Here is a 22135-nt window from a genome sequence, read left to right as displayed (position 1 = left end):
CTCTATCAGCCGTCAAGCCTGTGCTTCAGGCGCATGACCTTGAAAAAGCCGTTCGGGAAGACCCCGCGGATTTCCGTTACCTCGAAATCGCCACGGCGTTCGGCCCATTCGGTTATCCTGGAAATTCGGAAGGCCGAGCTCCAGCCGACGCGGTGGACGAGCGGCGCGACGGCCTCCTCGATCGCCCCCTGGATACCGCGGCCGTCGCCGAGCTTGCTGGCGATGACGATCTCGCCGCCAGGACGGGTGACACGGGCGCATTCGTCCAGCGCGCGTTCAGGTTCGGGGATCAGCGTGATCACGAAGGGCAGGGAAACGGCGTCGAAAGAACGATCCGCGAATTCGAGTGCATGGGCGTTCATGACCTGTAGTGCCTGCACCTGCACGAGATGCTCGCGGGACACCTTTTCGCGCGCCTTGGCGATCATGTGCTCGGACAAGTCGATGCCGGTGACGCGGCAATGGGTGGGGTAATAGGGCAGTACCAGGCCGGTGCCGACGCCGACTTCAAGAATATCGCGGCCGGCTTCCGAGGCCATGCGGGCGAGCGTCCGGTGTCCGTCCCGCAGCAAGCCCTTGTAGACCCGGTCATAGATCGGTGCCCAGCGCTCATAGACCTTCTGCTGATGTTCGGACGTGTTCCGGATATCGGCCAAGCTTGCCCCCGTGAAAATTGTCCCGCAAGCGGAACGGAAACTCAGGGGGGCAGGGTAGTTTTGCTTCACGAAGCTTTTGCGACAACCCTGAGATGGTTATCGCGAAGCATGCATGGCGGCGATGAACTGGCGGGCTTTTTCGGCGATCGAGGCGACATCCATGCCCGGCTTGTAAAGCGAGGAGCCGATGCCGAAACCTGCCGCGCCGGCCTGCAGGTATTCGGTCATGTTGTCAGGCGTAACGCCGCCGACGGCGAGCACCGGGATATGCTTCGGCAGAACGGCCTTCCACGCCTTGATGACGTAAGGCGGAATGGCTTCGGCCGGGAAGGCCTTGATGCCGGAAGCGCCGGCTTCGATCGCGGCAAAGGCTTCCGTCGGCGTTGCAACGCCCGGCAGGCTGACCATGTCACGGGCGCGGCTTGCCTTGATGACCTCGACATTGGCGTTGGGCGAGATGATCACCCTAGCGCCGGTCGCAGCGACATCGGCGACCTGTGCGGGGGTGAGAACCGTGCCGGCGCCGATCAGGGCATGGTCGCCGAAGCGCTTCTGGAGCAGTTCGATGCTCTTCAGCGGCTCGGGCGAATTGAGCGGCACTTCGATGATCCGCCAGCCGGCTTCGATCAGCGCCTCGCCCACCGCTTCCGCTTCTTCCGGCTTGATGCCGCGCAGGATGGCGACAAGATTGCAGGCCTTGAGTGCGTCTTCGAGGGTCATCGGGAAACTCCTTGCAATTATTTGGCGGCTTCAGCCGCAATCAGCATGATGCCGCGCTTGGCGGCGTTGTCGGGGGCGGGTTCGATGGTGAGATCGAAAAGCGGCGCGATGCGGCCGTAACGGCTGTTCAAGACATTGTTGCCGACAATGCCGATCTCGTCCCCAGCCTTGAACCAGCCGGCGGCGCGCGCCTGGCGGAATTCGGAGCCGATCACGAGGCCGGAGACGTAGTCTAGAATGTTTTCCGGCTTCAGCTTGCCGTCGAGAATGCCGGTGCGAGCGCTGAATATCGCCGACAGGAAAGCGTTGGCGGAGACGTCGTTGCTCGCCGCGAATTCTGCACCGCGGTCGAAGCTTTGCCAGTCCGGTTCTGCACCGGGAACCGGATCCTGAGCCTTGGCAATGAAGGAATGTTTTGTCAGCAGCGAAAAGACTTCGCCCGTCGCATAGGTCTGGAAGCCATCGATGCGGCCGGCCTTGATGCGCGCCCATTTGCTGTGGGTGCCGGGCAGGACGAGCGTGCGATCCTTGTCGAGGCCGAAGCCGACGATCTGGGTTTCCTCGCCGCGCATGACATCGGGAAACGGCTTCGAGGCTGGGTTGCGCATGCCGGGCAGGAAGGTAATTCCGGCGCCATTGGTGAGCGTCAGTTTCTTCGTGCCGGCGGCAAGCTCCGGGACGCCGCCCGGTGTATCGACATAGGCGACTTCCACCCAGCCATTGCGGCTGGTGATCATGCCGGTTGCCAGAACCGGCAGGGAGCCATGGGCTGCAAACCAGTCTCCGACGACCGACATCAGTGCGGCTTCGAACGCGCCATCCTTGACGAACTGGATGCCGCCGCTTGCCGTTTCCCTCGCGTCGAGCGTTTCGCCGGTATCGGACACCAGCATGGCCCGGAGCGAACTCGTGCCCCAATCGAGGATGATCGAGGTCGGTGTCGGCATGTCTGAATCCTCCGGAAACGATGTTCGGACCCTCGATAGCGCGGGCAACATCATCATGTCGAGGGGCGACATGCGCATTTGGCCGCGTGCTTCTGTCGCTGCGGCATGACTCTACGGAAGGCGGTGCGGACGAGGCGCCGGTTGACTCAGCGGAAGCGTTGCGCCCACTGGCTGGAAAGCCTGAGATAGGCTTCCTTCGACGGCTGGATATGCGCCGCGACGACCTCGACGAGTTTTTCGCGATCGCCTCTTTCCAGATATTCGATCATCCGGCCATGTTCCTCACGGGCACGGTTGACGAGCTTTTCGTCGGAAATCGCATGGAAGCGGATGGCATGGGCGCGCGAGGCGAGCTGGTTGATCTGCTCGGCGAGATAGGGATTGCCGCAGGCGCCGAACAGGACCCGATGGAATTCCAGATTGGCGCGGAAAACAGTGCGCGGTTCGTGGGCATCGACGGCCTGGCTGTGGCGTTCATGGATCGCCTTCAGCCGCCCGAGCAGTTCCGGCGAGCCGGGCAGGGGGATGATCTCGGCGGCGTGACCTTCGAGAAGGGCGCGGACGTCGTAGATCTGCTCGACCTCCTGCGGGCTGAAGTCGCGCACCGCGGCGCCCTTGTTCGGCTGGCGAACGACGATGCCGAGTGCTTCCAGTTCGGCAAGAGCTGCGCGGATAACATGGCGCTTGGCATCGAAATGCTTGGCAAGCTCTTCTTCGAGAAGTCGCTCGCGCGGCCGCAGGCGGCCGAGGACAATCTCCTCCTCGAGCGAACGGACGATCCGCTCGATCGGCCCACTCGACGTCTCATCCTGCGGTTCTACCAAGTCCTGTACGTTCATTCCGGTGCCCATGATCTCAATAAACGCTGCGCCTACAGGTGCGAGTCGCGCAACGCAACAATATTGTCGATAATGTGGATGCCGGAAGCAAGGTTTCAACGTCAGTTTTAGTAGAGATGCCTCAGATACGCGGTTATCCGGATGCGAACGCCGCTTTGCTGATCGAAGAAACCGACCCGCTCCGGCGGGAAGTGGAAGTCTACGCTGTCTCCCGCGGACACCGTCGGATCACCCGACATACGGATCGCCCGCATGCCGCCGGCGAAATCCACCCAAATGACCGTATCGGCGCCCATCGGCTCTACGACGCTGACTTTGCCTTTGGCCTTATAGGCCTCGGGATCGGTACTTTCGCCGAGCACCATGTGTTCTGGGCGGATGCCGAGGATCACGTCGCGGCCGCCGCTCCCGGCAAGTTCCGGATGGCGCGAGACGTCGAATGATACGCCTTCGGTGCCGGAAAATGTCATAGAGCTGCCGGCTTCGGTCAGCTTGCCATCGATGAAATTCATCGTCGGTGAACCGATGAAGCCGGCGATGAACGTGTTGGCCGGACGATGATAGATTTCGTGTGGCGTCGAGAACTGTTCGATGATGCCTTTGCGCATGACGGCGATGCGGTCGGCAAGCGTCAGCGCCTCGATCTGGTCGTGGGTGACGTAGATCATCGTATTGCCCAGCTCCTGGTGGAGCCGCTTGATCTCGACACGCAGCTCGTTGCGCAGCTTGGCGTCGAGGTTCGAGAGCGGTTCGTCGAACAGGAAGACATCGACATTGCGTACAAGAGCGCGGCCGATGGCGACGCGCTGGCGCTGGCCGCCGGAGAGTTCGGAGGGCTTGCGATCGAGCAGCGCTTCGAGCTGCAGCATGGCGGCAGCCTTGCCGACCCGTTTTTCCGTCTCGTCACGCGGCAGGCCGGCCACCTTCAGGCCGAAGGAGAGGTTCTGGCGCACGCTCATCTGCGGATAGAGCGCATAGGACTGGAAGACCATTCCGATGCCGCGGTCCTTGGGCTCCGACCAGGTGACGTTCTTGTCGGAAATCCACACCTCGCCATCAACGATGTCGATGAGGCCCGCAATGGCATTGAGCAGCGTGGACTTGCCGCAGCCGGAGGGGCCGAGCAGCACGACGAATTCGCCGCGGCCGACATCGAGATCGAGCTTTTCGATCACCTTGACGGCGCCGAACTCGATCGCCAGGTCCTTGATCGCAACTGAAGTCTGCATGAATTACCCCTTGATGGCGCCGGCAGCGATGCCGCGCACGAACCAGCGACCGGACAGGAAATAGCAGAGCAGCGGTACGGCGGCGGTGAGGATGGTCGCCGCCATGTTGAGGTTGTACACGCGCTCGCCGGTCACTGAATTGACGATGTTGTTGAGCTGGACGGTCATCGGTTGGTTTTCGCGGCCGGCGAAGATCAGGCCCAGCATGAAGTCGTTCCAGATGCCGGTCACCTGCAGGATGACCGCGACGATGATGATCGGCGTCGACGTGGGCAGCATGACCCAGAAGAAGATGCGCCAGAAACCCGCGCCATCGATGCGCGCCGCCTTGAAGAGTTCTATCGGAAGGCCGGCATAGTAGTTGCGGAACAGCAGCGTCATCAGCGGCATGCCGAAGATCGTATGGACGATGACGATGCCGGCGATCGAATTGTAGACGCCTAATGTCGCCGACATGATCACCAGCGGATACATGAAGACCTGATAGGGAATGAAGGCGCCGAACAGCAGCGCTGCAAACAGCAGGTTCGCCCCCTTCACCCGCCAGAAGGACATGGCGTAGCCGTTGAGTGCACCGGCGGCGATCGAGAAGAAGACGCTCGGCACGAGGATCTTGATCGAGTTCCAGAAGCCGACGCTGATGCCGTTGCAGTTGAGCCCGGTGCAAGCGCTCGACCACGCCGCCCACCATGCCTCGAAGGTGAGCGTTCTCGGGAAAGCGAAGATCGCGCCGTCGCGAATTTCGTCCATCGGCTTCAGCGAGGTCATCAGCATGACGTAAGCCGGCAGAAGGAAGAAGATCGCCGCTGTGATCAGGAAGGCGTAGAGGCCGATGCGACCTGCCGTCAGCCTGTGAGGCTTGCGGCCTCGGGCGAGCTGCACGGCACTTGCGGCGATCGTCGCGCTGTTGGGAGCGGAAACGGAGACGTTCATGTCGGGCTCCTTCCGGATTTGCGGAAATATTGCATGTAAAGCCAGGGTACCAGCACGGCGAGGACGGTGATCAGCATGACCGTCGAGGCGGCCTGCGCGAGGGCGATGTTCTGGCGTTCGAAGAGGTAGTCCATGACGAACTTGCCGGGCAGTTCCGACGCCATGCCCGGGCCACCGCCGGTCAGCGCCACGACGAGGTCATAGGACTTGACCACGCCGATGCCGAGCAGCACGACGGAGGTGACGATCATCGGCTTGATCAGCGGCAGGACGATCGAAATATAGACGCGCCAGGCCGGAATGCCGTCGACACGGGTCGCCTTCCAGAGTTCGGCATCAACGCCGCGCAGGCCCGCCAGCATCAGCACCATGACGAGGCCCGCAGCCTGCCAGACACCGGCCACGACCAGTGCGTAAATGGCGAGATCGCGGCTGCCGATCCAGTCGAAGGCGAAGCTTTCCCAGCCGAGATCGCGGACGGATTTCTGGATGCCGAGCGTCGGGTTCATCATCCACTGCCAGATCAGGCCGGTGACGATGAAGGACATGGCATGCGGATAAAGAAAGATGGTGCGGAAACCGTTTTCGAAGCGGATGCGCTGGTCGAGCGCCACTGCCAGAAGGAAGCCAAGCACCAGGCAGATGACGACGAAAAGCACACCGAAGATCACCAGGTTTTCCAGCGACACCAGCCAGCGCGAGGTCGAGAACAGCCGGCGATATTGATCGAACCCGACGAAGTTGTTCGATGGCAGTGCACGCGAGGAAGTGAAGGAGATCTGGATCGACCAGATCATCGATCCCGTATAGGCCACCAGCAGCACCGCCCATGCGGGCAGCAGGCTCAGCGTGGCCATGATGTTTTGCCAGAATTTCCGCTTCATTCACGATCCTCGGTCAGAGGGCCTCGATCAGCGGGCCGTGATACAGGCGCGCTTCGATGGAAGGCAGGGATGGCCGGCGGATTCGGTTTCCCGCCGGCAGCCGTGCCGGATCAGCCGGCCGCGGAAATGGCATCCGCAAAACGCTCGACGAAATCATCGGGCGTGAACTTCGGATCGGTGAAGTATTCGCCGATCAGGTCCTGGATGCTACCGACGACATCCGGCGGCATGACCAGGCCGTAGTCGGGAAGCTGGTTGGCCGGGTTCTTGATATAAGCCGCGGCATCCTGGGCACACTGGTCGAAGGCCTTCATGTCGACGTCGGTACGCGATGGGATGGAGCCCTTCTTCAGGTTGAAAGCGATCAATGCTTCCGGCGTCAGCAGGGTCTTGGCGAGAAGGTCCTGGGCCGCGGTCTGCTTGGCGTCGTTGCTCTTCGGGAAGATGAAGACGTCGCCGCCGATGATGTAGTTCTGGGTGCCGGGGCCGACGACGCAGCCGTAATCCTTGCCCTGCGCCTTCTGGGCGAGATTGAATTCACCCTTGGCCCAGTCGCCCATGAACTGGACACCTGCCGTGTTCTTGATGAGCATAGAGGTCGCATCGTTCCAGAGGCGGCTCGAATAGCCGGCATCGACATAACCGCGGAACTTGCCGAACTCCTCGACGACCTTCTTGAACTCGGGCGAGTTGACGGCCTTTTCGTCGTGATCCTTGTAGACCTTGATATAGAGGTCGTGGCCGCCGCGGGAGACGAGCAGGGAGTTGAAGATCAGCGCCATGTGGCGGACCTGGCCGTTGAGCGCCAGCGGCACGACGCCTGCCGCCTTCAGCTTGTCGAGGTCGGCGAACAGTTCGTCGAAGCTTTTCGGCGGGTTGGCGATGCCGGCCTTTTCGAAGGCGCCCTTCGAGTACCACATCCAGTTCTGGCCATGGATATTGATCGGCGCGGCATAGATATGGCCGTTGCGGGTGATCGCGTCGAGAACCGGCTTGGGAAGGGTTTCCTTCCACTTGTTGGCGACGGCGACGTCATCGAGATTGCGCAGCATGCCCTTGTCGACGAGGTCGTCGAACTGCTTGCCGATGTTGAACTGAACGGCGGCCGGCGGGTTGCCGCCGATCATGCGGTTGACGGCGGCTGCGCGTGCGTTGTCGCCGCCGGCGATCGCGGCATCGACCCAGACGCCGCCAGCCTTGGAATAGGACTCGGCGAAGGTCTTGACGGCGGCTGATTCACCGCCGGAGGTCCACCAGTGGATGACTTCCGCCTTCGGGCCTTCCTGGGCCAGCGCCACGCCGGCACCGGCGAAAATGACGACGCCTGCCAGCGCCGCTTTCAGAAAATGCTTCATTGCCTTCCTCCCGTTTGCGGTCTCGCCTGTGTTGAGAACCGCGTTCGCCCGCTCCTCCGGGCACCCCTTTCCGGCGCGGTGCGCCGGATCAAGCCGATAGCGACAGCCGGTCCGCTCCCCGGACCGTCAGGACGCTTTCGCAGTCTTGGATCAGTTGTTCTTTGGTCTCAGGCGGCCTTGGCGCCGGGGCGCTTCAGGTTGCGCAGATACTTGGCGCTGACGATGGCGCTTTCGTATGGCTTCATGGTCGGGCGATCGACTTCGGCGATCAGCCAGCCGTCGAAATCGGCGCCGAGCGCGGCGATCATCGAGTCGATATCGAGGTTGCCATTGCCCGGTTCCGCCCACAGGCCGGCGAGTGCCGCCTCCGGATAGCTTCGGCCGAGCTTCGTCGATTCATCGCGAACGTCGAGGCGGATATCCTTGATGTGCATGACCGAGATACGCTTGGCGTAGTCCCGGAAGAGGCCGAGGACGTCTGCCTTTGCCCAGGAGAGGTGGCCGCTATCCGGGCCGAAATTCAGCGTGGAAGCGCCGATCGCATCGAGCGTCTGGCGGGTTTCGTCCTCGGTTTCGATCCAGGTGCCGACATGCGGATGCAGGGCCGGCATGACGCCTTCGGCCTTGATGACTTCCGCGGCCTTGCCGAGCTCGTCGATAACTTGGTTGAGGCGGGCCTGATCGAACTGAACGCCCAGCGCCGGGACGTCGACGCGCGGACGCACGGACGGCGGCATGTGGACGGCGATGAACGTATCCTTGAGGCCCAACGACGCCTGGCGGGCGCCGAAGGCCTTGGCTTCTTCGAGCGTTTGGGAAAGGGAAATATTCGCTTCCGGGCTTGGCGTGCCGAAATAGGCGGGGGCGGGCAGCATGCCGGCGTCCGAGTAGGCTTTCTTGTAGTCTTCGAGGGAGACGCCGGGCGCTGTTACCACAGCAGCGGGGAAGCCGGCATTCTTGATCTGAGAGAGCAGGTCAGGAAGCTGTGGCTGCAGGCTGCGGTCCAGATGGCCGTCGTCGGAGGCGACCCATTGAATGGGGTTGATGGCGATCCGGTATCCGTCTGCGGATACGCGCGGCGAAAGTGCAGTCATTTTCCGATTTCCTCCAAACAGCTCCGCCATGATGAAAATGCGGAACTTACTCCCTGCGCAATGATCTCGTCAGGGTGCCAGGCCGGCACCGAAAATGATCATTCATATCTGCATGTATCGTGGTATGCAACGACGGCAACATGATTGTCAACATTTTTATCGTGGCGCATAGAAGCCACAAAAGATTGCACCCGTCAATCCTTTTAAATCGGTTCGTATGGTGGTTTTCTGGAGGTGCTTGATTGCGCTCAGCAAAAAGGGCGAGCCGTTGCCGAGCCCGCCCTGATTGTGTCTAACAATGTGTCAAATCAGTCGAGGAAGATTTCCTCGTCCTTGCCCTTCGGAACGGCAGCGGGGCGCTCGCAGGGCGTTTCGATGGTGATGTGGCGGCCTTCCAGCGACGAGCGCTCGAAGCCTTCCAGAGCCTCGAGAACGTGCATGCACATATCGCCATTGGCCCTGTGCGGTCGGTTCTGGCGGATTGCCATGGCCATGTCGACGACGCCGATCATGCGGTAATCTGCCTCCGAGCGGCCGTCGTCCATCACCCGGTTCGGCGTGCCGAAGGCGTAGGCGGAAATATCGACATCCTGCCAGTCGCCACCGGCATTGGTGACCTGCGGCGTGCCGCCGAAGAAGTTCGGATCGGTCATGCTGAGGCTGCCCTCGGTGCCGTAGATTTCCGTATGCGAGCGGCGGTGGCGATGCACTTCCCAGGAGAAGGAAATCGCCACATTGGCGCCGCTGGCGAACTCGATCGCGCCATTGTGGAAGGTCGGCACTTCGACATCGATGACCTCGCCGGTGAGAGGGCCCTGGATGACCTCGCGGCGCGGAATGCCGTTGGTGGAGACGGCCGTCACCCGCTTGATCGGTCCCATGATATTGATCAGCTGGGTGAGGTAATAGGCGCCCATATCGAGCATTGGCCCGCCGCCCTTCTTGAAGATGAAGAAGGTCGGATTGGCATAGCGATGCGCGGAGCTGCGGGTCATGAAAGTGACCGCGCCGCCGACCGGACGGCCGATCGTGCCGGCATCAACGAGGCCGCGAGCGGCCTGGTGCGCGGCGCCGAGGAACGTATCCGGCGCGCCGCCGATGCGCAGGCCCTTGGCTTTGGCGGCCTTCAGGACCGGGGCGGCTTCCGAGAAATGCGCGGTGATTGGCTTTTCGACATAGACATGTTTGCCGGCGTCGATGATCTGATGGCTGACCTCTGCATGAACCATCGGCAGCGTCAGGTTCATGACGATCTCGATTTCCGGGTCCTTCAGCAATTCGTCGACGGTAACGGCGCGGGTGCCGAAGGCTTCGGCCTTGGCTTGTGCCGCTTCCGGGCGAATGTCGGCGATCGCCTTTACCTCGATAAGCCTGGAGCGTTGTGCGCCCCGCAGGTACCAATCGCTGATATTTCCCGTGCCGATAATACCGATTTTGACAGGTTCCATGTCTCTCACTCCCATGGTTTTAGAGGCGGCGAAACGCCACCGGATTCTCAAATGAAATTGTAGGTCAGATCCGCTCGACCCAGTGCTCGGTGACGTAAGGTGCGAGCTGTTCCTCGGTCAGCTCGAGCCCGATGCCGGGGCTGTCCGGAACGGCGATGCAGCCGTCTTTCTCCGGGTCGATGGAGCCGGTAAGCGTCATCAGCGGATTGTGCGTGGCGTCGCATTCGATGAACGGGTAGGCGGCCATTGCGCCGCCGCGATAGGCCTTCAGCGTTGCGGCCATCTGCAGCGAGCTCATCAGGTTCACGACCGTGCCGAAAACATGCGGCATGACCGGCACGCCATAGGCTTCGGCCAATGCTGCGACCTTACGGAAACCGGTGTAACCGCCGCAAATGCTGAGATCCGGCTGCAGGACCGAGACGCAACCGGCCGCGAGGAAATCGCGGAAACCGGCCAGCGTCGAAAGCGACTCGCCGCCGGCGATCGCCGTCGAGCTGGCTTCTGCCATGCGCAGATAGCCGGGAATATCGTCCGGTCGCACCGGCTCCTCGATCCAGAGCAGGCCGGCATCCTGCATGTGGCGGGCCGATTCGACTGCCGCCGCGACCGTGTAGCCCTGGTTGATATCGACCATCAGCGCGTTGCCCCAACCGAGCAGGCGGCGAAGCGCCAGCGCCATGCGGCCATCGGCTTCCGGTGTGAAGCCGCAACGCGGCTTGATCGCCTTGAAATTCCGCTTCAACAGGGCTTCTGCATCGTGCTCGAAATCGCGATAGGGATCGCCATGCGGCTGGAAGAAGGGGCCGCTGGCATAGGCCGGAACCCGGTCTCGCAAGCGTCCTCCGAGCAGCGTGGCGATCGAGACGCCCTGTTCGCGGGCTGCTGCATCGTGCAGCGCCATATCGACGGCCGAAACGGCGAGCATCGCGGTTCCCTGGCGATCGTAACCGAAACCCTCCGTCATTTCGGCATAACGCCGGCCGGTTTCGTGCGCCGGTTTGCCGAGCACGAGTTTGGCGAGCTTCTGCCGGATGTAACCGGAAACGGCCTGCTGCACGGCGCTGGCCTCGCCCCAGCCGCTGATGCCGCCTTCGCCTTCTACGCGCAAAACGAATGCCTCGCGCCGGTCGAAAAAGCCGGTGGAATTGCCGATCGGCCCCGGAAGCTGGAACGCGAGGTGATAGCCGTGGATGGCGGTGATGTTCATGGGAAAACTGCCGGGATGTGTGCTTGCCGGATAAAATGTTATCTGGTATGCAAGAGCGCATAAATTGAAGGTTCCGTCAAGCGGAACTCCGGTGAATGAACTTCGCGAATGAAATCTTCAGACAAGATCGGCTGGGCGGTGACGGCAGAGAAACTGATGGTGGACAAGACCCTTCCTCTGGCGGTGGATGATGGCTCAGCGCGGCTGCGCGTCTATCCGCACGAGATGGAGCGGAAAATCCAGAAGAAGGATTCGCTGGTCGAGGATGCCTACAAGGTTCTGAAGGCGAGCATTCTCGATGGCACTTTGCCGGCAGGTTATCAGGCGGTGGAGCACCGCATCGCCGATCAGCTCAATATGAGTCGCACACCGGTGCATGAAGCGGTGATCCGGCTGCAGCACGAAGGTCTGGTGCGGGTGATGCCGCGCCGCGGCGTGCAGGTCCTGCCGATCCTGGCGAGCGACATGATCGAGGTCTATCAACTGCTGGTCGCCATGGAAGGCACGGCGGCCATGCTGCTCGCCAAGGATCCGGATCGGGCGCAGGCCTCTATCCAGATGCTCGAGGATGCGACCAGCCAGATGGAGCGGGCGCTTGATGCCGACGACCTGCGCGGCTGGGCGCGCGCCGACGACCAGTTCCACCGGGTTCTCGTCAACGAAAGCGGCAACAGGCGGCTGGCAAAGATGACGGCGACGTTGATCGATCAGGCGCAGCGCGCCCGCGCCGTCACGCTGCCGTTCCGCTCGGTGCCGCGCATGTCGGTTCAGGAGCATCGCATCATCATTTCCGCCATCCGCGCCGGCGACCAGATCGGCGCGCGCGCTGCTGCAGAAGGTCATCGCACCCGGGCGAGCGGCGAAATCATCAAGGCGATCGGGCGTCTCTGACGCGCGTTCGTTCCCACCTTTTCGCTCGCGTCTTCGCGGGCATACGAGATATCGCCGGGAGGAGCGGCAGTCTTATGGAGAGGACACAATATCCGAGCCTTGCCGGCCGCACGGTGATCATCACCGGCGGCGCGTCGGGCATCGGCGAGGCGATCGTGCGTGCTTTTGCGCATAATGGTTCGAAGGTCGCGTTTCTGGATTTGCAGAAGGATGTCGGCGAGAAACTTGCCGCCGAACTTTCGGCCGGCGGCGCAACGGTCAAGTTCGTTCAATGCGATCTGACCGATATTGCGGCGCTCAGGGCGGCTTTCGTGGAGATCAAGGCTGCGTTCGGACCGGCGGCGGTGCTGGTCAACAATGCTGCCAACGACCGTCGTTTCGAATTCCTGGATGTGGAGGTCGATGATTTCGACTGGATGATGGCGGTCAATCTGCGCCACGTCTTCTTCGCCTGCCAGGCGGTCATTCCGCAGATGCGCGAGCTTGGTCAGGGCGCGATCATCAACATGACGTCCGGCGCATGGGTGCGTGGCGTGCCGGGCCTGCAGGCCTATACGGCCGCCAAGGCGGCGATTGTCGGTTTCAGCAATTCGATGGCGCGGCAATATGGTTCCGAACGTATCCGCGTCAACGCGCTGGCGCCCGGCATGGTGATCACGCCGCGGCAGCGGGAGCTTTGGTATCAGGACGAAAGCAAGATTGCTGAGGGGCTGAAGGTGCAGAGCATTCCGGAGGAGATCAGCATGGACGACGTGGCCAATGCCTGCCTGTTTTTCGCTTCCGACGACAGCCGCATGATCACCAAGCAGATGCTGCTGGTGAACGGCGGCATCATCTGAAAGGACGCTTTTTATGAACGATATGGTTTCCGCCAAGCGCCGCTATCGCATCGCTTCCGTGCCGGGTGACGGCATCGGTCCCGAAGTCATCGCTGCCGGCCTCGAAGTTCTCGAAGTATTGGCCGAGCGGGCGGGGACGTTTGCGATTGATGTCGAGCACTACGATTGGGGCAGCGAGCGTTATCGCAAGACCGGGGCCTTCATGCCGGGCGACGCGCTGGAGCTCTTGAAGAAGTTCGATGCCATCTATTTCGGTGCGGTCGGTGCGCCGGATATTCCGGACCACGTGACGCTTTGGGGTCTGCGTCTGCCGATCTGCCAGCGGCTCGACCAATATGCCAATATCCGCCCGACCCGCATCTTCCCGGGCGTCACCAGCCCGTTGCGCGGTGTCGAGGAAGGTGATCTCGACTGGCTGATCATCCGTGAAAACTCCGAGGGCGAATATTCCGGCCATGGCGGCCGCGCCCATATCGGCCTGCCGGAAGAAGTGGCGACCGAGACTTCGATCTTCACCCGCCGCGGCGTCGAGCGGATCATGCGTTTTGCATTCTCCGAAGCGCAAAAGCGGCCGCGCAAATTGCTGACGGTCGTCACCAAATCGAATGCGCAGCGCCACGGACTGGTGCTTTGGGACCAGATCGCCGCCGAAGTGTCGAAAGATTTTCCGGATGTCACCTGGGACAAGGAACTGGTGGATGCCATGACCTTCCGCATGGTTGCCAAGCCGAAGAGCATCGATACGGTGGTGGCGACCAACCTGCATGCCGATATTCTTTCCGACCTCGCGGCGGCGCTGGCCGGTTCACTGGGTATCGCCCCGACCGGCAATGTCGATCCGGAACGGCGGTTTCCGTCGATGTTCGAGCCGATCCACGGTTCGGCTTTCGACATTACCGGCAAGGGTATCGCCAACCCGGTGGCGAGCTTCTGGACGGCATCGCTGATGCTCGAACATCTGGGCGAGGCGGCGGCGGCAAAGGTTCTGCTGGCAGCGGTGGAACAGGTCTGTGCGGCCGGCATTCTCACTCCGGATCTCGGCGGCAACGCGACGACGGCGGATGTCACCCGTGCGGTGTGCGATGCGCTTCGGGGCTCCAACTTTGCGCCGAAGGATGAAGAGATTTCAGCGGCTTGAAGCTTTATCTTCCTGAATTGATTCAGAGGGCATTTCATCATGGACCAGCCTCTTTCCGGCATCAAACTCCGCCGACGCGATCTTTTCCGTCAGGCCAATTATATCGACGGCAAATGGGTGAGTGCCGATAGCGGTCGCACCTATGATGTAACCAACCCATCGACCGGTGCGGTGATCGGCACCGTGCCGGCCATGGGCGCGGCGGAGACGACGAGGGCGATCGAGGCGGCTCACAAGGCGCAGAAGGCCTGGGCGGCGCTGACCGCTGAGCAGCGCTCGAATTATCTGAAGAAACTTGCGGCCCTGATGCATGCGAATATCGACGATCTCGCCGTCATCATGACGCTGGAACAGGGCAAGCCGTTGTCCGAAAGCAGGGGCGAGATCGTCTATTCGGCAAGCTTCATCGAGTGGTTTGCGGAAGAGGCCAAGCGCATTTACGGCGATACGATCCCGACGCCGGTGCCGGGGCGTCGGCTGTTGGTCATCAAGCAGCCGGTCGGTGTCTTCGCAGCGATCACGCCGTGGAATTTCCCATCCGCGATGATCACCCGCAAGGCAGGCCCAGGCTGGGCCGCGGGCTGCACAGGCGTCATTCGCCCGGCAAGCCAGACGCCGTATTCGGCACTGGCGCTGGCCGTGCTGGCGGAGGAGGCTGGATTTCCGGCAGGCGTCTGCAACATCATCACCGGTCCGTCATCCGAAACCGGTCCGGCGATCACCGGCAATCCGCTGGTCAGGAAGCTGACCTTTACCGGCTCGACGGCCGTCGGCGCCAAACTGCTCGCCGAATGCGCCGCGACGATCAAGAAGACCAGCATGGAGCTTGGCGGCAACGCACCGTTCATCGTTTTCGACGACGCGGACCTCGACGAGGCCGTGAAGGGTGCGATCGGCTCGAAATTCCGCAATACTGGGCAGACCTGCGTCTGCGCTAACCGCATTCTGGTTCAGGACAAGGTGCATGACGCCTTTGCCGAAAAACTCGCTACTGCCGTCGCAAAGATGAAGATCGGCGACGGCATGGAGGAGGGCGTCACGCTCGGCCCACTGATCGATGGCGCGGCAGTCAAAAAGGTCGAAGCGCATGTGACCGATGCGGTGAAGCGTGGCGCAAAGATCGTGCTCGGCGGCAAGCGGCACGAGCGTGGCGGTAATTTCTATCAGCCGACGATTCTTGCCGATGTTTCCCGCGAGGCCGAGATTTTCTCCGATGAGACTTTTGGGCCCGTTGCGCCGCTATTCCGATTCAAGACCGAGGAGGAAGCCATTGAAATGGCAAACGATACTCCCTTTGGTCTCGCCGCCTATTTCTATGCGCGGGATATCGGGCGTATCTTCCGGGTCGGCGAGGCGCTGGAGTTTGGTATCGTCGGCGTCAACGAGGGGGTGGTTTCGACCGTTGTGGCGCCTTTTGGCGGCATGAAGCAGTCGGGTATCGGCCGCGAGGGCTCGAAATACGGCATCGAGGAATATCTCGAAGTCAAATATCTGGCGCTCGGCGGGCTTTCGAACTGAAATATGAAAGTGGAGGGGAATATGCAGGCGATCGACGAGTTTTCCGCACGATTGAAACGGCGCGAAGGCGGCGGAGCGATTTCCGCCTGGGTCGGCACGCCCGATCCGCTTCTTGTCAGCCATCTGGCGCAGGAGGCCTTCGATGCGGTGGTGCTCGATATGCAGCACGGCATGTGGGATCTGCCGTCCTTTGCGGCTGCGACTGCGACCTCCCGGCTTGCCGGCAAGCCGGTGATCGGCCGCATTCCGGTCGGTGATTTCGCCTCTGCCTCTCGCATGCTGGATGCTGGTGCATCAGGTATCATCGCGCCAATGATCAATTCCGTCGCGGATGCGAAGGCGTTGGCGATTGCCACGAAATATCCGCCGATCGGCGAAAGAAGCTGGGGGCCGTCATTCGCGCTTAATCACACCGGCCTTGCGGCGGGGGATTACCTGAAGGCCGCCAATGAGCTGACCGTAGCGATCGCCATGATCGAAACCCGGGCAGCGCTGGAGGCGATCGACGATATTCTCGGCGTCGAGGGCATCGACGGCATTTTCATCGGCCCGTCCGATCTATCGATCGCGCTCTCGAATGGCGCTTCGCTTTCGCCCAACGCACCGGAGGTCGACAAGGCTTTGCATCATGCGGTTGCCCGCACCAAGGTGCATGGCAAGATCGCCTGCGCTTTTGCCGGAGATGGCGAGCGGGCCGGCGAGATGCTGAAATTCGGCTTCCACCTGACGATCGCGGGCGCTGAAAGCAACCAGATTCGCGCCGGTGCCCGCAGCGCCATCGCTACCGCCCGCCGGATCGCTTCGGGCGCTTGATCCACATTCCATCACCGGAGTTTTGCCATGCGTACCATTCGTGGTCCCGCGCTGTTCATCGCGCAATTCATCAATGCCGATCCCAAGCTTTCGACCCTGGACGGGATCTGCGAATGGGCGGCCGGGCTCGGTTTCAAGGCGCTGCAGGTGCCGACCTTCTTTTCGCACATCTTCGATGTGAAAAAGGCGGCGGAGAGCCAGGCTTATGTCGATGATTTTTTGGGCGTTCTGGCCAAGCACGGGCTCGAGCTGACGGAACTGACCAGCCAACGGCAAGGGCAGCTGCTTGCCGTGCATCCGGCTTTTGACCTGACACAAGACGGGATGGCGCCGGCCGAGATGCGCGGCAATCCCGCCGCCCGTCAGGCCTGGGCGGAAGAGCAATTGAAGCTGACCGCGACCGCCTCCAAGCGGCTCGGCATTGACAGGATGGTGACCTTTTCCGGCTCGCTGCTCTGGCCTTATCTTTATCCCTATCCGCCGGTGCCGCAGGAGCTGGTGTCCGCCGGTTTCGCCGAACTGGCGAAGCGCTGGAAGCCGGTGCTCGATCATTGCGAGGATCAGGGCGTCGATATCTGCTACGAACTGCATCCGACCGAGGATTTGCATGACGGCTCGACCTTCGAGCGCTTCCTTGACGTCACCGGCAATCATCAGCGGGTCAAGCTGCTCTACGATCCGAGCCATTTCCTGCTGCAGCATGTCGATTATATCGGCTTCATCGATCTCTACGCTGATTACATCCGCGCCTTCCATGTGAAGGATGCTGAGTTTGTCAAATCCGCCCGTACCGGCGTTTATGGCGGTTACAACGACTGGACGGGCAGGGCGGGCCGTTTTCGCAGCCCGGGTGATGGCCAGATCGATTTCAAGACGATCTTCTCACGGCTGACGGGCCTCGGTTATAACGGCTGGGCGACGCTCGAATGGGAATGCTGCTTCAAGAACAAATATGACGGCGCCCGCGAAGGCCGCCAATTCATCAGCGATCACATCATCGCAGTGACTGAAACGGCGTTCGATGCGAAGATGCGGGCAACGCTCGACGAGCAGACAGTCAATACGATCCTGGGGATTGGCCGCTGAGTTTCAGCGGCATTTTTCTTCCATCAATCGAACCGCTTCACATCCGCCCAGGTGCCGGTTTCGGTCGATTCCAGGCAGGCGTCGATAAACGCGAGGCTATCGACGCCGATCCAGGCGTCAGGCGTAAGCAGCGCCATCGGGTCCGGTTTTGCGCCGGCAATGCGCGCAGCGACGAGCTCGGCGAAATCCGTATAGATATTGGCGAATGCCTCGAAGAAGGCTTCCGGATGGCCTACCGGAATGCGGGTGGCGCGCTGAGCCAGCGGGTGCAGCGAAGGCAGGCCGCGGGTTCGTATTTCGTCTGCCTTGTTGGCGCGCATGACGCGCAAGTCGTTAGCGCCTGCCTGTTCCCAATAGACACCGCCTTCCTCGCCATAGGCTTCGATGGCGACGACATTCTGCGCGCCGGTGGCGACCTTGCTGACCAGCATCTGGCCGCGCGTGCCGTCCTCGAATTTCAGGATGATCTGGGCCGTGTCATGGGCGGTGCGGCCGGGCAGTGAAGCGCCGACATCGGCCAACACGGAAGTGATGCGCAAGCCGGTGACATAGGTCATCAACTGTTGGGCATGAACGCCGATATCGCCGAGCACGTGGCTCTTGCCGCCCTTCGAGGCATCGAGCCGCCATTTGGTGCGGGCAGCAAGCTTTTCCGGCTCGGCCTCGACAGCCTTTGCGAGGGAGCCCTGAACATAACGAACGTTGACGAGGCGCAGCGGGCCGACTTCGCCGGCTTCGATCGCGGCGCGCGCTTCACGCACCATGGGATAACCGGAATAGTTATGGGTGAGCGATAGGATGCGGCCTTTGTCGTGCGCCTTGCGGGCAAGGGTGAGCGCGCTGTCGAGATCGTTGGTGAGCGGCTTGTCGCAGATGATGTCGAGGCCGGCATCCAAGGCCGCGGCGGCATAGTCGAAATGGCTGTCATTGGGCGTCATGATGGCGACGGCGTCGATGCCGTCGGGGCGATTTGCCTCTTCCGAGATCATCGTGGCGATATCGGCGTAGCCGCGGGCGATGCCAAGTTCCTTGGCCGCCGCCAGCGAACGCTCCGGGTTTGACGAGAAAACGCCAGCGGCAAGCTCGAAGCAATCGTCCAGCCGGGCTGCGGTGCGGTGTACCGGTCCGATCAATGAGCCGGGCGCGCCGCCGATAAGCCCGAGCCGCACCCGGCGACCGAGATGTTTGAAAACCGCTGCCTGCGACATGGATAATCCTCCTCGAATGTAATCGCGACGCACACTAACGATCGCGGCGGCAATGTCACCTATTTAATCAACAAAATTGTTGACGATGTGATTGGTTGTTGCCACGGTCGTTCCAGCATAGTCGAGAGGAATGCCGATGGTGAGGGTGGACAAGGCGGAACTTCTGTTTGCGGCCCAGAGCGAAACGGGTGAGTCCCCGGTCTGGGACGAGGCGGGGCAAAGTCTCTGGTGGACCGATATCCCGGGCCGGAAAATCCATCGGCTTGATCCGCAAAGCGGCAGGCATGAGAGTTTCGACATGCCGGGAAGGGCCGGCTGCTTTGCTCTCCGACGAGGCGGCGGGCTGATCATCGCCATGGAACACGGCTTTTCCTTCTTCGATCCCGAGGCCGGTCTTCTGGAAGAAATAGCCGAACCGGAGGCCGGTCTTTCAAAACATCGGTTCAACGACGGTCGATGCGATCGCGAAGGACGATTTCTTGCCGGCTCGATGAACCTGACGCGGGATGCAGCTTCGGCAAAGCTCTGGCGGGTCGATAGGGACCGAACAGTCGCCGAAGTCATGGACGACAGCACGATTGCGAACGGGCTTGCCTTCGATATTTCTGGCCGGACAATGTACTGGGTCGATGGCGGGCGGCGACAGATTTTCCGGTTCGACTACAGCGAGGAGGGCGCCGCAACCAACCGACGTGTCTTTCAGGATGACGGCACCGCACCCGGACGACCGGACGGCGGCGCGGTGGATGCGGAAGGCTGTTACTGGAGTGGCCGCTGGATGGGCGGCTGCGTGGCGCGGTTTACGCCGGATGGCCGGCTCGACCGGCTGATCGAGGTGCCTGCCAGCCGGGTGACCATGTGCGCCTTTGGCGGGGCGGATTATCGGACGCTGTTCATCACCACTGCCCACGAAGGCATGAGCGCAGAGGAGCGAGCAGCAGAGCCGCATGCCGGCGACATCTTTGCGATCGAGCTGGATGTCGCCGGATTGCCGGAGCCGTTGTTCGAAGGTTAGCGGCCGGCCGCAGCGACGGAGGCCTTGCCGCGCTCGTGGATCGTCTTCCAGTCGGCCTTGTCGATCAGGTCCTTGGGCGCGAGGAAGCCACCGCCGACGGCGAAGATGGTCGGCAGTGCCAGATACTGGCTGGAGTTCTGGTCGGAAATGCCGCCCGTCGGGCAGAAATGCACGTCCGGCCAGAGCGGCTCGACATGTTTGATGAAGTTCATGCCGCCGAAGAGATCGGCCGGGAAGAACTTCTGTTCGTGAAAACCCTGTTCGCGGGCGAAGAGCGACTCGCTCGGCGTGCAGATACCCGGCAGGAAGGGCAGGCCGGAGTGGTTGATGGCTTCGGCCAGCGCGGGCGTCAGCGCCGGGCTGACGCCGAAGACCGCGCCAGCATCGATGACCGGCTTCAGCTGTTCCGGTCTCGTAACCGTGCCTGCGCCGATTACCGCATCGCTGCCCATCGCCTTCATGCGGCGGATGACTTCCGGGCCGGCGGCACTGCGCAACGTCACTTCGAGGATCTTGATGCCCGCCGTCACCAGCGCCTCCAGAAGCGGTTCGGCATGGTCTGGATTTTCCACATGCAGGACCGGGATCAGCTTGGCGTGTGGGGCGATCATCTCGGCGACGGGGTATTTGGACATTGCGGCAGGCTCCTTGGGAAGCGGTTACGAGTGCGCGGTCAGCTCACCCTAGTGATTTTTATGTCGGCGGGAAAACTGCCACGTCGCGAAAAAATCGGCAACTATTTTGTTGACAATCATGTTGTGATGTTGATGCTGACGGATGAAAGGTCGGTTTGCGGCACTTCTCGAAGCATCGTCTTGGGGAAGGGGTGAGATGCGACGCAGGCCCGACGGGGAGGAAAAGTATGAACTATCACGCACCGGCATTGGTGTTCGGCAACGCGCGCCGTGAGGGCCGCGGGCCGCTGCTTGATGTCGTCAATCCCGCCACGGAAGAAGTGCTTGGCGCGGTTTCGCTTGCCAACAGCGCGGATGCCAAGGAGGCTCTGGCCTGGGCGGAGCGCGGCTTTGGCCTGTGGCGCAAGGTCGGGCCTTGGGCGCGTTCGGACATGCTGCGCAAGATCGCTGGACTGATCCGCGAGCGGATGCCGGAGATTGCGCGGCTGCTGACGCTGGAAACGGGCAAGCCGATCGTCGAGGCTGAGCTCGAAGTGATTTCCGCTGCCGAACATTTCGAGTGGGCGGCCGATCAGGCGCGGCAGCTGACGGGTGAAACGGTCAATTCACGCGGCCCCGGTGGTCGCGGCCTGATGACCCATGAGCCGGTCGGCGTGGTATTGGCGCTGACGGCCTGGAATTTTCCCATTAATCTTTCTGCCCGCAAGATCTGCATGGCGCTCGCCGCCGGCTGCAGCGTGATCGTGCGGCCTGCCGAAGAGGCGCCGGCCTGTGTCGCGGCACTCGTGCAATGCTGTGTCGATGCGGGCCTGCCGGAGGGGGCGGTGACGCTGCTGTTCGGTACGCCGGAGGATGTCATCGCGCCGTTGATGGCGGAACCCGCAGTGCGCAAGGTTTCCTTCACCGGCTCGACGCGGGTCGGAAAAATCCTGATCCAGCAGAGTGCGGCAACCGTCAAGCGGATGACGATGGAGCTCGGCGGCCATGCGCCGGTTCTGGTCCTCGAAGATGCGGATGTGGCACAGGCGGCGGAAGCGGCGGCGCTCGCGAAATTCCGCAATGCCGGTCAGGTCTGCGCTTCACCGAGCCGTTTCTATGTGCATGAGCGGTTAGCGGACGAATTCACGGATGGTTTCGTCAAGGTCGCGAAGAAGCTGAAGCTTGGCGACGGTCTCGACCGCTCTGTCACGATGGGGCCGCTGACGACGTCGCGGCAGCGCGACTGGGCCGAAGCGATCGTCGCGGACGCACGCAAGCGTGGTGCCGAAATCCTCTGTGGCGGCGGCAGACCGAAGGGTGTGAATGCCGGTTATTTCTTCGAGCCGACGGTGATGCGCAATGTCGATCCGGAGAGCGAAATCCTCATCGAAGAACCGTTTACGCCGGTCGCGCCGATCATGACCTTTTCCGATACGGAAGAGGCGATCGGCCATGCGAATGCGCTGGAAGCGGGGCTTGCATCCTATATCTTCACCCGCTCGCTGACCTCGGCGACGATGGTGTCCGAGCGGATCGAGGCGGGCATGGTCGGGATCAATACCTGCGCCGTCGCCATCCCCGAAGGACCGTTCGGCGGCGTCAAGCAGAGCGGTTACGGCCGCGAAGGCGGGCCGACCGCGATCCACGACTATCTCAATATCAAGTTCACGCATACGCGTCTGCTCTGAAGGCAAGCCA

At 61.8% G+C, this 22135-nt stretch carries 21 protein-coding genes; 8 read left to right on the top strand and 13 right to left on the bottom strand.

All coding sequences use genetic code 11. The annotated features are described in order from the left end of the window. Window positions 1-5 precede the first annotated feature (5 nt). The 11 genes from KX729_RS15655 to KX729_RS15605 form a co-directional block, all read right to left on the bottom strand. Window positions 6-656, bottom strand: coding sequence for a class I SAM-dependent methyltransferase (locus KX729_RS15655; RefSeq protein ID WP_219743400.1), 651 nt, complete (start codon window positions 654-656; stop codon window positions 6-8). A gap of 96 nt (window positions 657-752) precedes the next feature. Beyond that, window positions 753-1376, bottom strand: a complete 624-nt coding sequence (locus KX729_RS15650) for a 2-dehydro-3-deoxy-6-phosphogalactonate aldolase (RefSeq protein ID WP_219743399.1) — start codon at window positions 1374-1376, stop codon at window positions 753-755. A gap of 17 nt (window positions 1377-1393) precedes the next feature. Beyond that, window positions 1394-2323, bottom strand: a complete 930-nt coding sequence (locus KX729_RS15645) for a 2-dehydro-3-deoxygalactonokinase (RefSeq protein WP_219743398.1) — start codon at window positions 2321-2323, stop codon at window positions 1394-1396. 146 nt (window positions 2324-2469) lie between these two features. Beyond that, on the bottom strand, window positions 2470-3162 hold the full coding sequence (locus KX729_RS15640; RefSeq protein WP_219743397.1) for a GntR family transcriptional regulator: 693 nt from the start codon (window positions 3160-3162) through the stop codon (window positions 2470-2472). A 107-nt stretch (window positions 3163-3269) separates the two neighbouring features. Then, entirely contained in the window at window positions 3270-4391 is a 1122-nt protein-coding gene (locus KX729_RS15635; RefSeq protein ID WP_219743396.1) for an ABC transporter ATP-binding protein, read from the bottom strand. A gap of 3 nt (window positions 4392-4394) precedes the next feature. Further along, window positions 4395-5324, bottom strand: a complete 930-nt coding sequence (locus tag KX729_RS15630; RefSeq protein WP_219743395.1) for a carbohydrate ABC transporter permease — start codon at window positions 5322-5324, stop codon at window positions 4395-4397. After that, window positions 5321-6208: a carbohydrate ABC transporter permease gene (locus KX729_RS15625; RefSeq protein WP_219743394.1), complete on the bottom strand. Its 888-nt coding sequence runs from the start codon at window positions 6206-6208 to the stop codon at window positions 5321-5323. Before KX729_RS15625 ends, KX729_RS15630 begins: the two co-directional genes overlap by 4 nt. A 110-nt stretch (window positions 6209-6318) precedes the next feature. Beyond that, window positions 6319-7563 carry an ABC transporter substrate-binding protein gene (locus KX729_RS15620; protein WP_219743393.1) on the bottom strand — a complete coding sequence of 415 codons (1245 nt, stop codon included), beginning with the start codon at window positions 7561-7563 and terminating at the stop codon, window positions 6319-6321. A 167-nt stretch (window positions 7564-7730) separates the two neighbouring features. Continuing rightward, on the bottom strand, window positions 7731-8657 hold the full coding sequence (locus KX729_RS15615; protein ID WP_219743392.1) for a sugar phosphate isomerase/epimerase family protein: 927 nt from the start codon (window positions 8655-8657) through the stop codon (window positions 7731-7733). A gap of 308 nt (window positions 8658-8965) precedes the next feature. Further along, window positions 8966-10105: a Gfo/Idh/MocA family protein gene (locus KX729_RS15610; RefSeq protein ID WP_219743391.1), complete on the bottom strand. Its 1140-nt coding sequence runs from the start codon at window positions 10103-10105 to the stop codon at window positions 8966-8968. A gap of 64 nt (window positions 10106-10169) precedes the next feature. Then, entirely contained in the window at window positions 10170-11315 is a 1146-nt protein-coding gene (locus tag KX729_RS15605; RefSeq protein WP_219743390.1) for a mandelate racemase/muconate lactonizing enzyme family protein, read from the bottom strand. A 108-nt stretch (window positions 11316-11423) separates the two neighbouring features. On the opposite strand from KX729_RS15605, the gene KX729_RS15600 reads away from it, so the two are divergent. The 6 genes from KX729_RS15600 to KX729_RS15575 all read left to right on the top strand — a co-directional run bounded on the left by KX729_RS15600 (window position 11424) and on the right by KX729_RS15575 (window position 17600). Next, a complete protein-coding gene (locus tag KX729_RS15600; RefSeq protein ID WP_246617625.1) occupies window positions 11424-12206 on the top strand; it encodes a GntR family transcriptional regulator in 783 nt (260 codons plus the stop codon). Window positions 12207-12280: 74 nt separating this feature from the next. Further along, the gene (locus KX729_RS15595) at window positions 12281-13045 is read left to right on the top strand and encodes an SDR family NAD(P)-dependent oxidoreductase (RefSeq protein ID WP_219743389.1); all 765 of its coding nucleotides are present in this window, start codon (window positions 12281-12283) and stop codon (window positions 13043-13045) included. Between the two features lie 22 nt (window positions 13046-13067). Further along, window positions 13068-14183, top strand: a complete 1116-nt coding sequence (locus tag KX729_RS15590) for a tartrate dehydrogenase (protein ID WP_219743731.1) — start codon at window positions 13068-13070, stop codon at window positions 14181-14183. A gap of 39 nt (window positions 14184-14222) precedes the next feature. After that, window positions 14223-15701 (top strand): NAD-dependent succinate-semialdehyde dehydrogenase, encoded by a 1479-nt coding sequence (locus KX729_RS15585; RefSeq protein WP_219743388.1) that lies wholly within the window; start codon window positions 14223-14225, stop codon window positions 15699-15701. Between the two features lie 21 nt (window positions 15702-15722). Beyond that, window positions 15723-16514, top strand: coding sequence for an HpcH/HpaI aldolase family protein (locus tag KX729_RS15580; RefSeq protein ID WP_219743387.1), 792 nt, complete (start codon window positions 15723-15725; stop codon window positions 16512-16514). Between the two features lie 27 nt (window positions 16515-16541). Beyond that, window positions 16542-17600, top strand: a complete 1059-nt coding sequence (locus KX729_RS15575) for a sugar phosphate isomerase/epimerase family protein (protein ID WP_219743386.1) — start codon at window positions 16542-16544, stop codon at window positions 17598-17600. Between the two features lie 23 nt (window positions 17601-17623). Here KX729_RS15575 and KX729_RS15570 read toward each other — a convergent pair whose 3' ends face one another. Next, window positions 17624-18808, bottom strand: a complete 1185-nt coding sequence (locus KX729_RS15570; RefSeq protein ID WP_219743385.1) for a Gfo/Idh/MocA family protein — start codon at window positions 18806-18808, stop codon at window positions 17624-17626. 136 nt (window positions 18809-18944) lie between these two features. On the opposite strand from KX729_RS15570, the gene KX729_RS15565 reads away from it, so the two are divergent. Further along, entirely contained in the window at window positions 18945-19823 is an 879-nt protein-coding gene (locus KX729_RS15565) for an SMP-30/gluconolactonase/LRE family protein (RefSeq protein WP_219743384.1), read from the top strand. Here the strand turns inward: KX729_RS15565 and KX729_RS15560 are convergent. Further along, window positions 19820-20458, bottom strand: a complete 639-nt coding sequence (locus KX729_RS15560) for a bifunctional 4-hydroxy-2-oxoglutarate aldolase/2-dehydro-3-deoxy-phosphogluconate aldolase (RefSeq protein WP_219743383.1) — start codon at window positions 20456-20458, stop codon at window positions 19820-19822. The genes KX729_RS15565 and KX729_RS15560 overlap by 4 nt on opposite strands. A 227-nt stretch (window positions 20459-20685) precedes the next feature. On the opposite strand from KX729_RS15560, the gene KX729_RS15555 reads away from it, so the two are divergent. Then, window positions 20686-22125 carry an NAD-dependent succinate-semialdehyde dehydrogenase gene (locus KX729_RS15555; protein ID WP_219743382.1) on the top strand — a complete coding sequence of 480 codons (1440 nt, stop codon included), beginning with the start codon at window positions 20686-20688 and terminating at the stop codon, window positions 22123-22125. The last annotated feature ends 10 nt before the right edge of the window (window positions 22126-22135 follow it).

Source organism: Neorhizobium populisoli (genome assembly GCF_019430945.1).
In the GTDB taxonomy this organism is placed as follows: domain Bacteria; phylum Pseudomonadota; class Alphaproteobacteria; order Rhizobiales; family Rhizobiaceae; genus Neorhizobium; species Neorhizobium populisoli.
This window is presented reverse-complemented; position numbering and strand designations above follow the sequence as displayed.

Excerpts from the sequence above, each read along its gene's own strand:
- KX729_RS15620 (WP_219743393.1), bottom strand. The coding sequence starts at position 7,563 with ATGAAGCATTTTCTGAAAGCGGCGCTGGCAGGCGTCGTCATTTTCGCC.
- KX729_RS15615 (WP_219743392.1), bottom strand. The coding sequence starts at position 8,657 with ATGACTGCACTTTCGCCGCGCGTATCCGCAGACGGATACCGGATCGCC.
- KX729_RS15585 (WP_219743388.1), top strand. The coding sequence starts at position 14,223 with ATGGACCAGCCTCTTTCCGGCATCAAACTCCGCCGACGCGATCTTTTC.
- KX729_RS15555 (WP_219743382.1), top strand. The coding sequence starts at position 20,686 with ATGAACTATCACGCACCGGCATTGGTGTTCGGCAACGCGCGCCGTGAG.
- KX729_RS15580 (WP_219743387.1), top strand. The coding sequence starts at position 15,723 with ATGCAGGCGATCGACGAGTTTTCCGCACGATTGAAACGGCGCGAAGGC.
- KX729_RS15590 (WP_219743731.1), top strand. The coding sequence starts at position 13,068 with ATGGTTTCCGCCAAGCGCCGCTATCGCATCGCTTCCGTGCCGGGTGAC.
- KX729_RS15605 (WP_219743390.1), bottom strand. The coding sequence starts at position 11,315 with ATGAACATCACCGCCATCCACGGCTATCACCTCGCGTTCCAGCTTCCG.
- KX729_RS15610 (WP_219743391.1), bottom strand. The coding sequence starts at position 10,105 with ATGGAACCTGTCAAAATCGGTATTATCGGCACGGGAAATATCAGCGAT.
- KX729_RS15625 (WP_219743394.1), bottom strand. The coding sequence starts at position 6,208 with ATGAAGCGGAAATTCTGGCAAAACATCATGGCCACGCTGAGCCTGCTG.
- KX729_RS15565 (WP_219743384.1), top strand. The coding sequence starts at position 18,945 with ATGGTGAGGGTGGACAAGGCGGAACTTCTGTTTGCGGCCCAGAGCGAA.
- KX729_RS15570 (WP_219743385.1), bottom strand. The coding sequence starts at position 18,808 with ATGTCGCAGGCAGCGGTTTTCAAACATCTCGGTCGCCGGGTGCGGCTC.
- KX729_RS15650 (WP_219743399.1), bottom strand. The coding sequence starts at position 1,376 with ATGACCCTCGAAGACGCACTCAAGGCCTGCAATCTTGTCGCCATCCTG.
- KX729_RS15575 (WP_219743386.1), top strand. The coding sequence starts at position 16,542 with ATGCGTACCATTCGTGGTCCCGCGCTGTTCATCGCGCAATTCATCAAT.
- KX729_RS15630 (WP_219743395.1), bottom strand. The coding sequence starts at position 5,324 with ATGAACGTCTCCGTTTCCGCTCCCAACAGCGCGACGATCGCCGCAAGT.
- KX729_RS15595 (WP_219743389.1), top strand. The coding sequence starts at position 12,281 with ATGGAGAGGACACAATATCCGAGCCTTGCCGGCCGCACGGTGATCATC.
- KX729_RS15560 (WP_219743383.1), bottom strand. The coding sequence starts at position 20,458 with ATGTCCAAATACCCCGTCGCCGAGATGATCGCCCCACACGCCAAGCTG.
- KX729_RS15640 (WP_219743397.1), bottom strand. The coding sequence starts at position 3,162 with ATGAACGTACAGGACTTGGTAGAACCGCAGGATGAGACGTCGAGTGGG.
- KX729_RS15600 (WP_246617625.1), top strand. The coding sequence starts at position 11,424 with ATGAAATCTTCAGACAAGATCGGCTGGGCGGTGACGGCAGAGAAACTG.
- KX729_RS15635 (WP_219743396.1), bottom strand. The coding sequence starts at position 4,391 with ATGCAGACTTCAGTTGCGATCAAGGACCTGGCGATCGAGTTCGGCGCC.
- KX729_RS15645 (WP_219743398.1), bottom strand. The coding sequence starts at position 2,323 with ATGCCGACACCGACCTCGATCATCCTCGATTGGGGCACGAGTTCGCTC.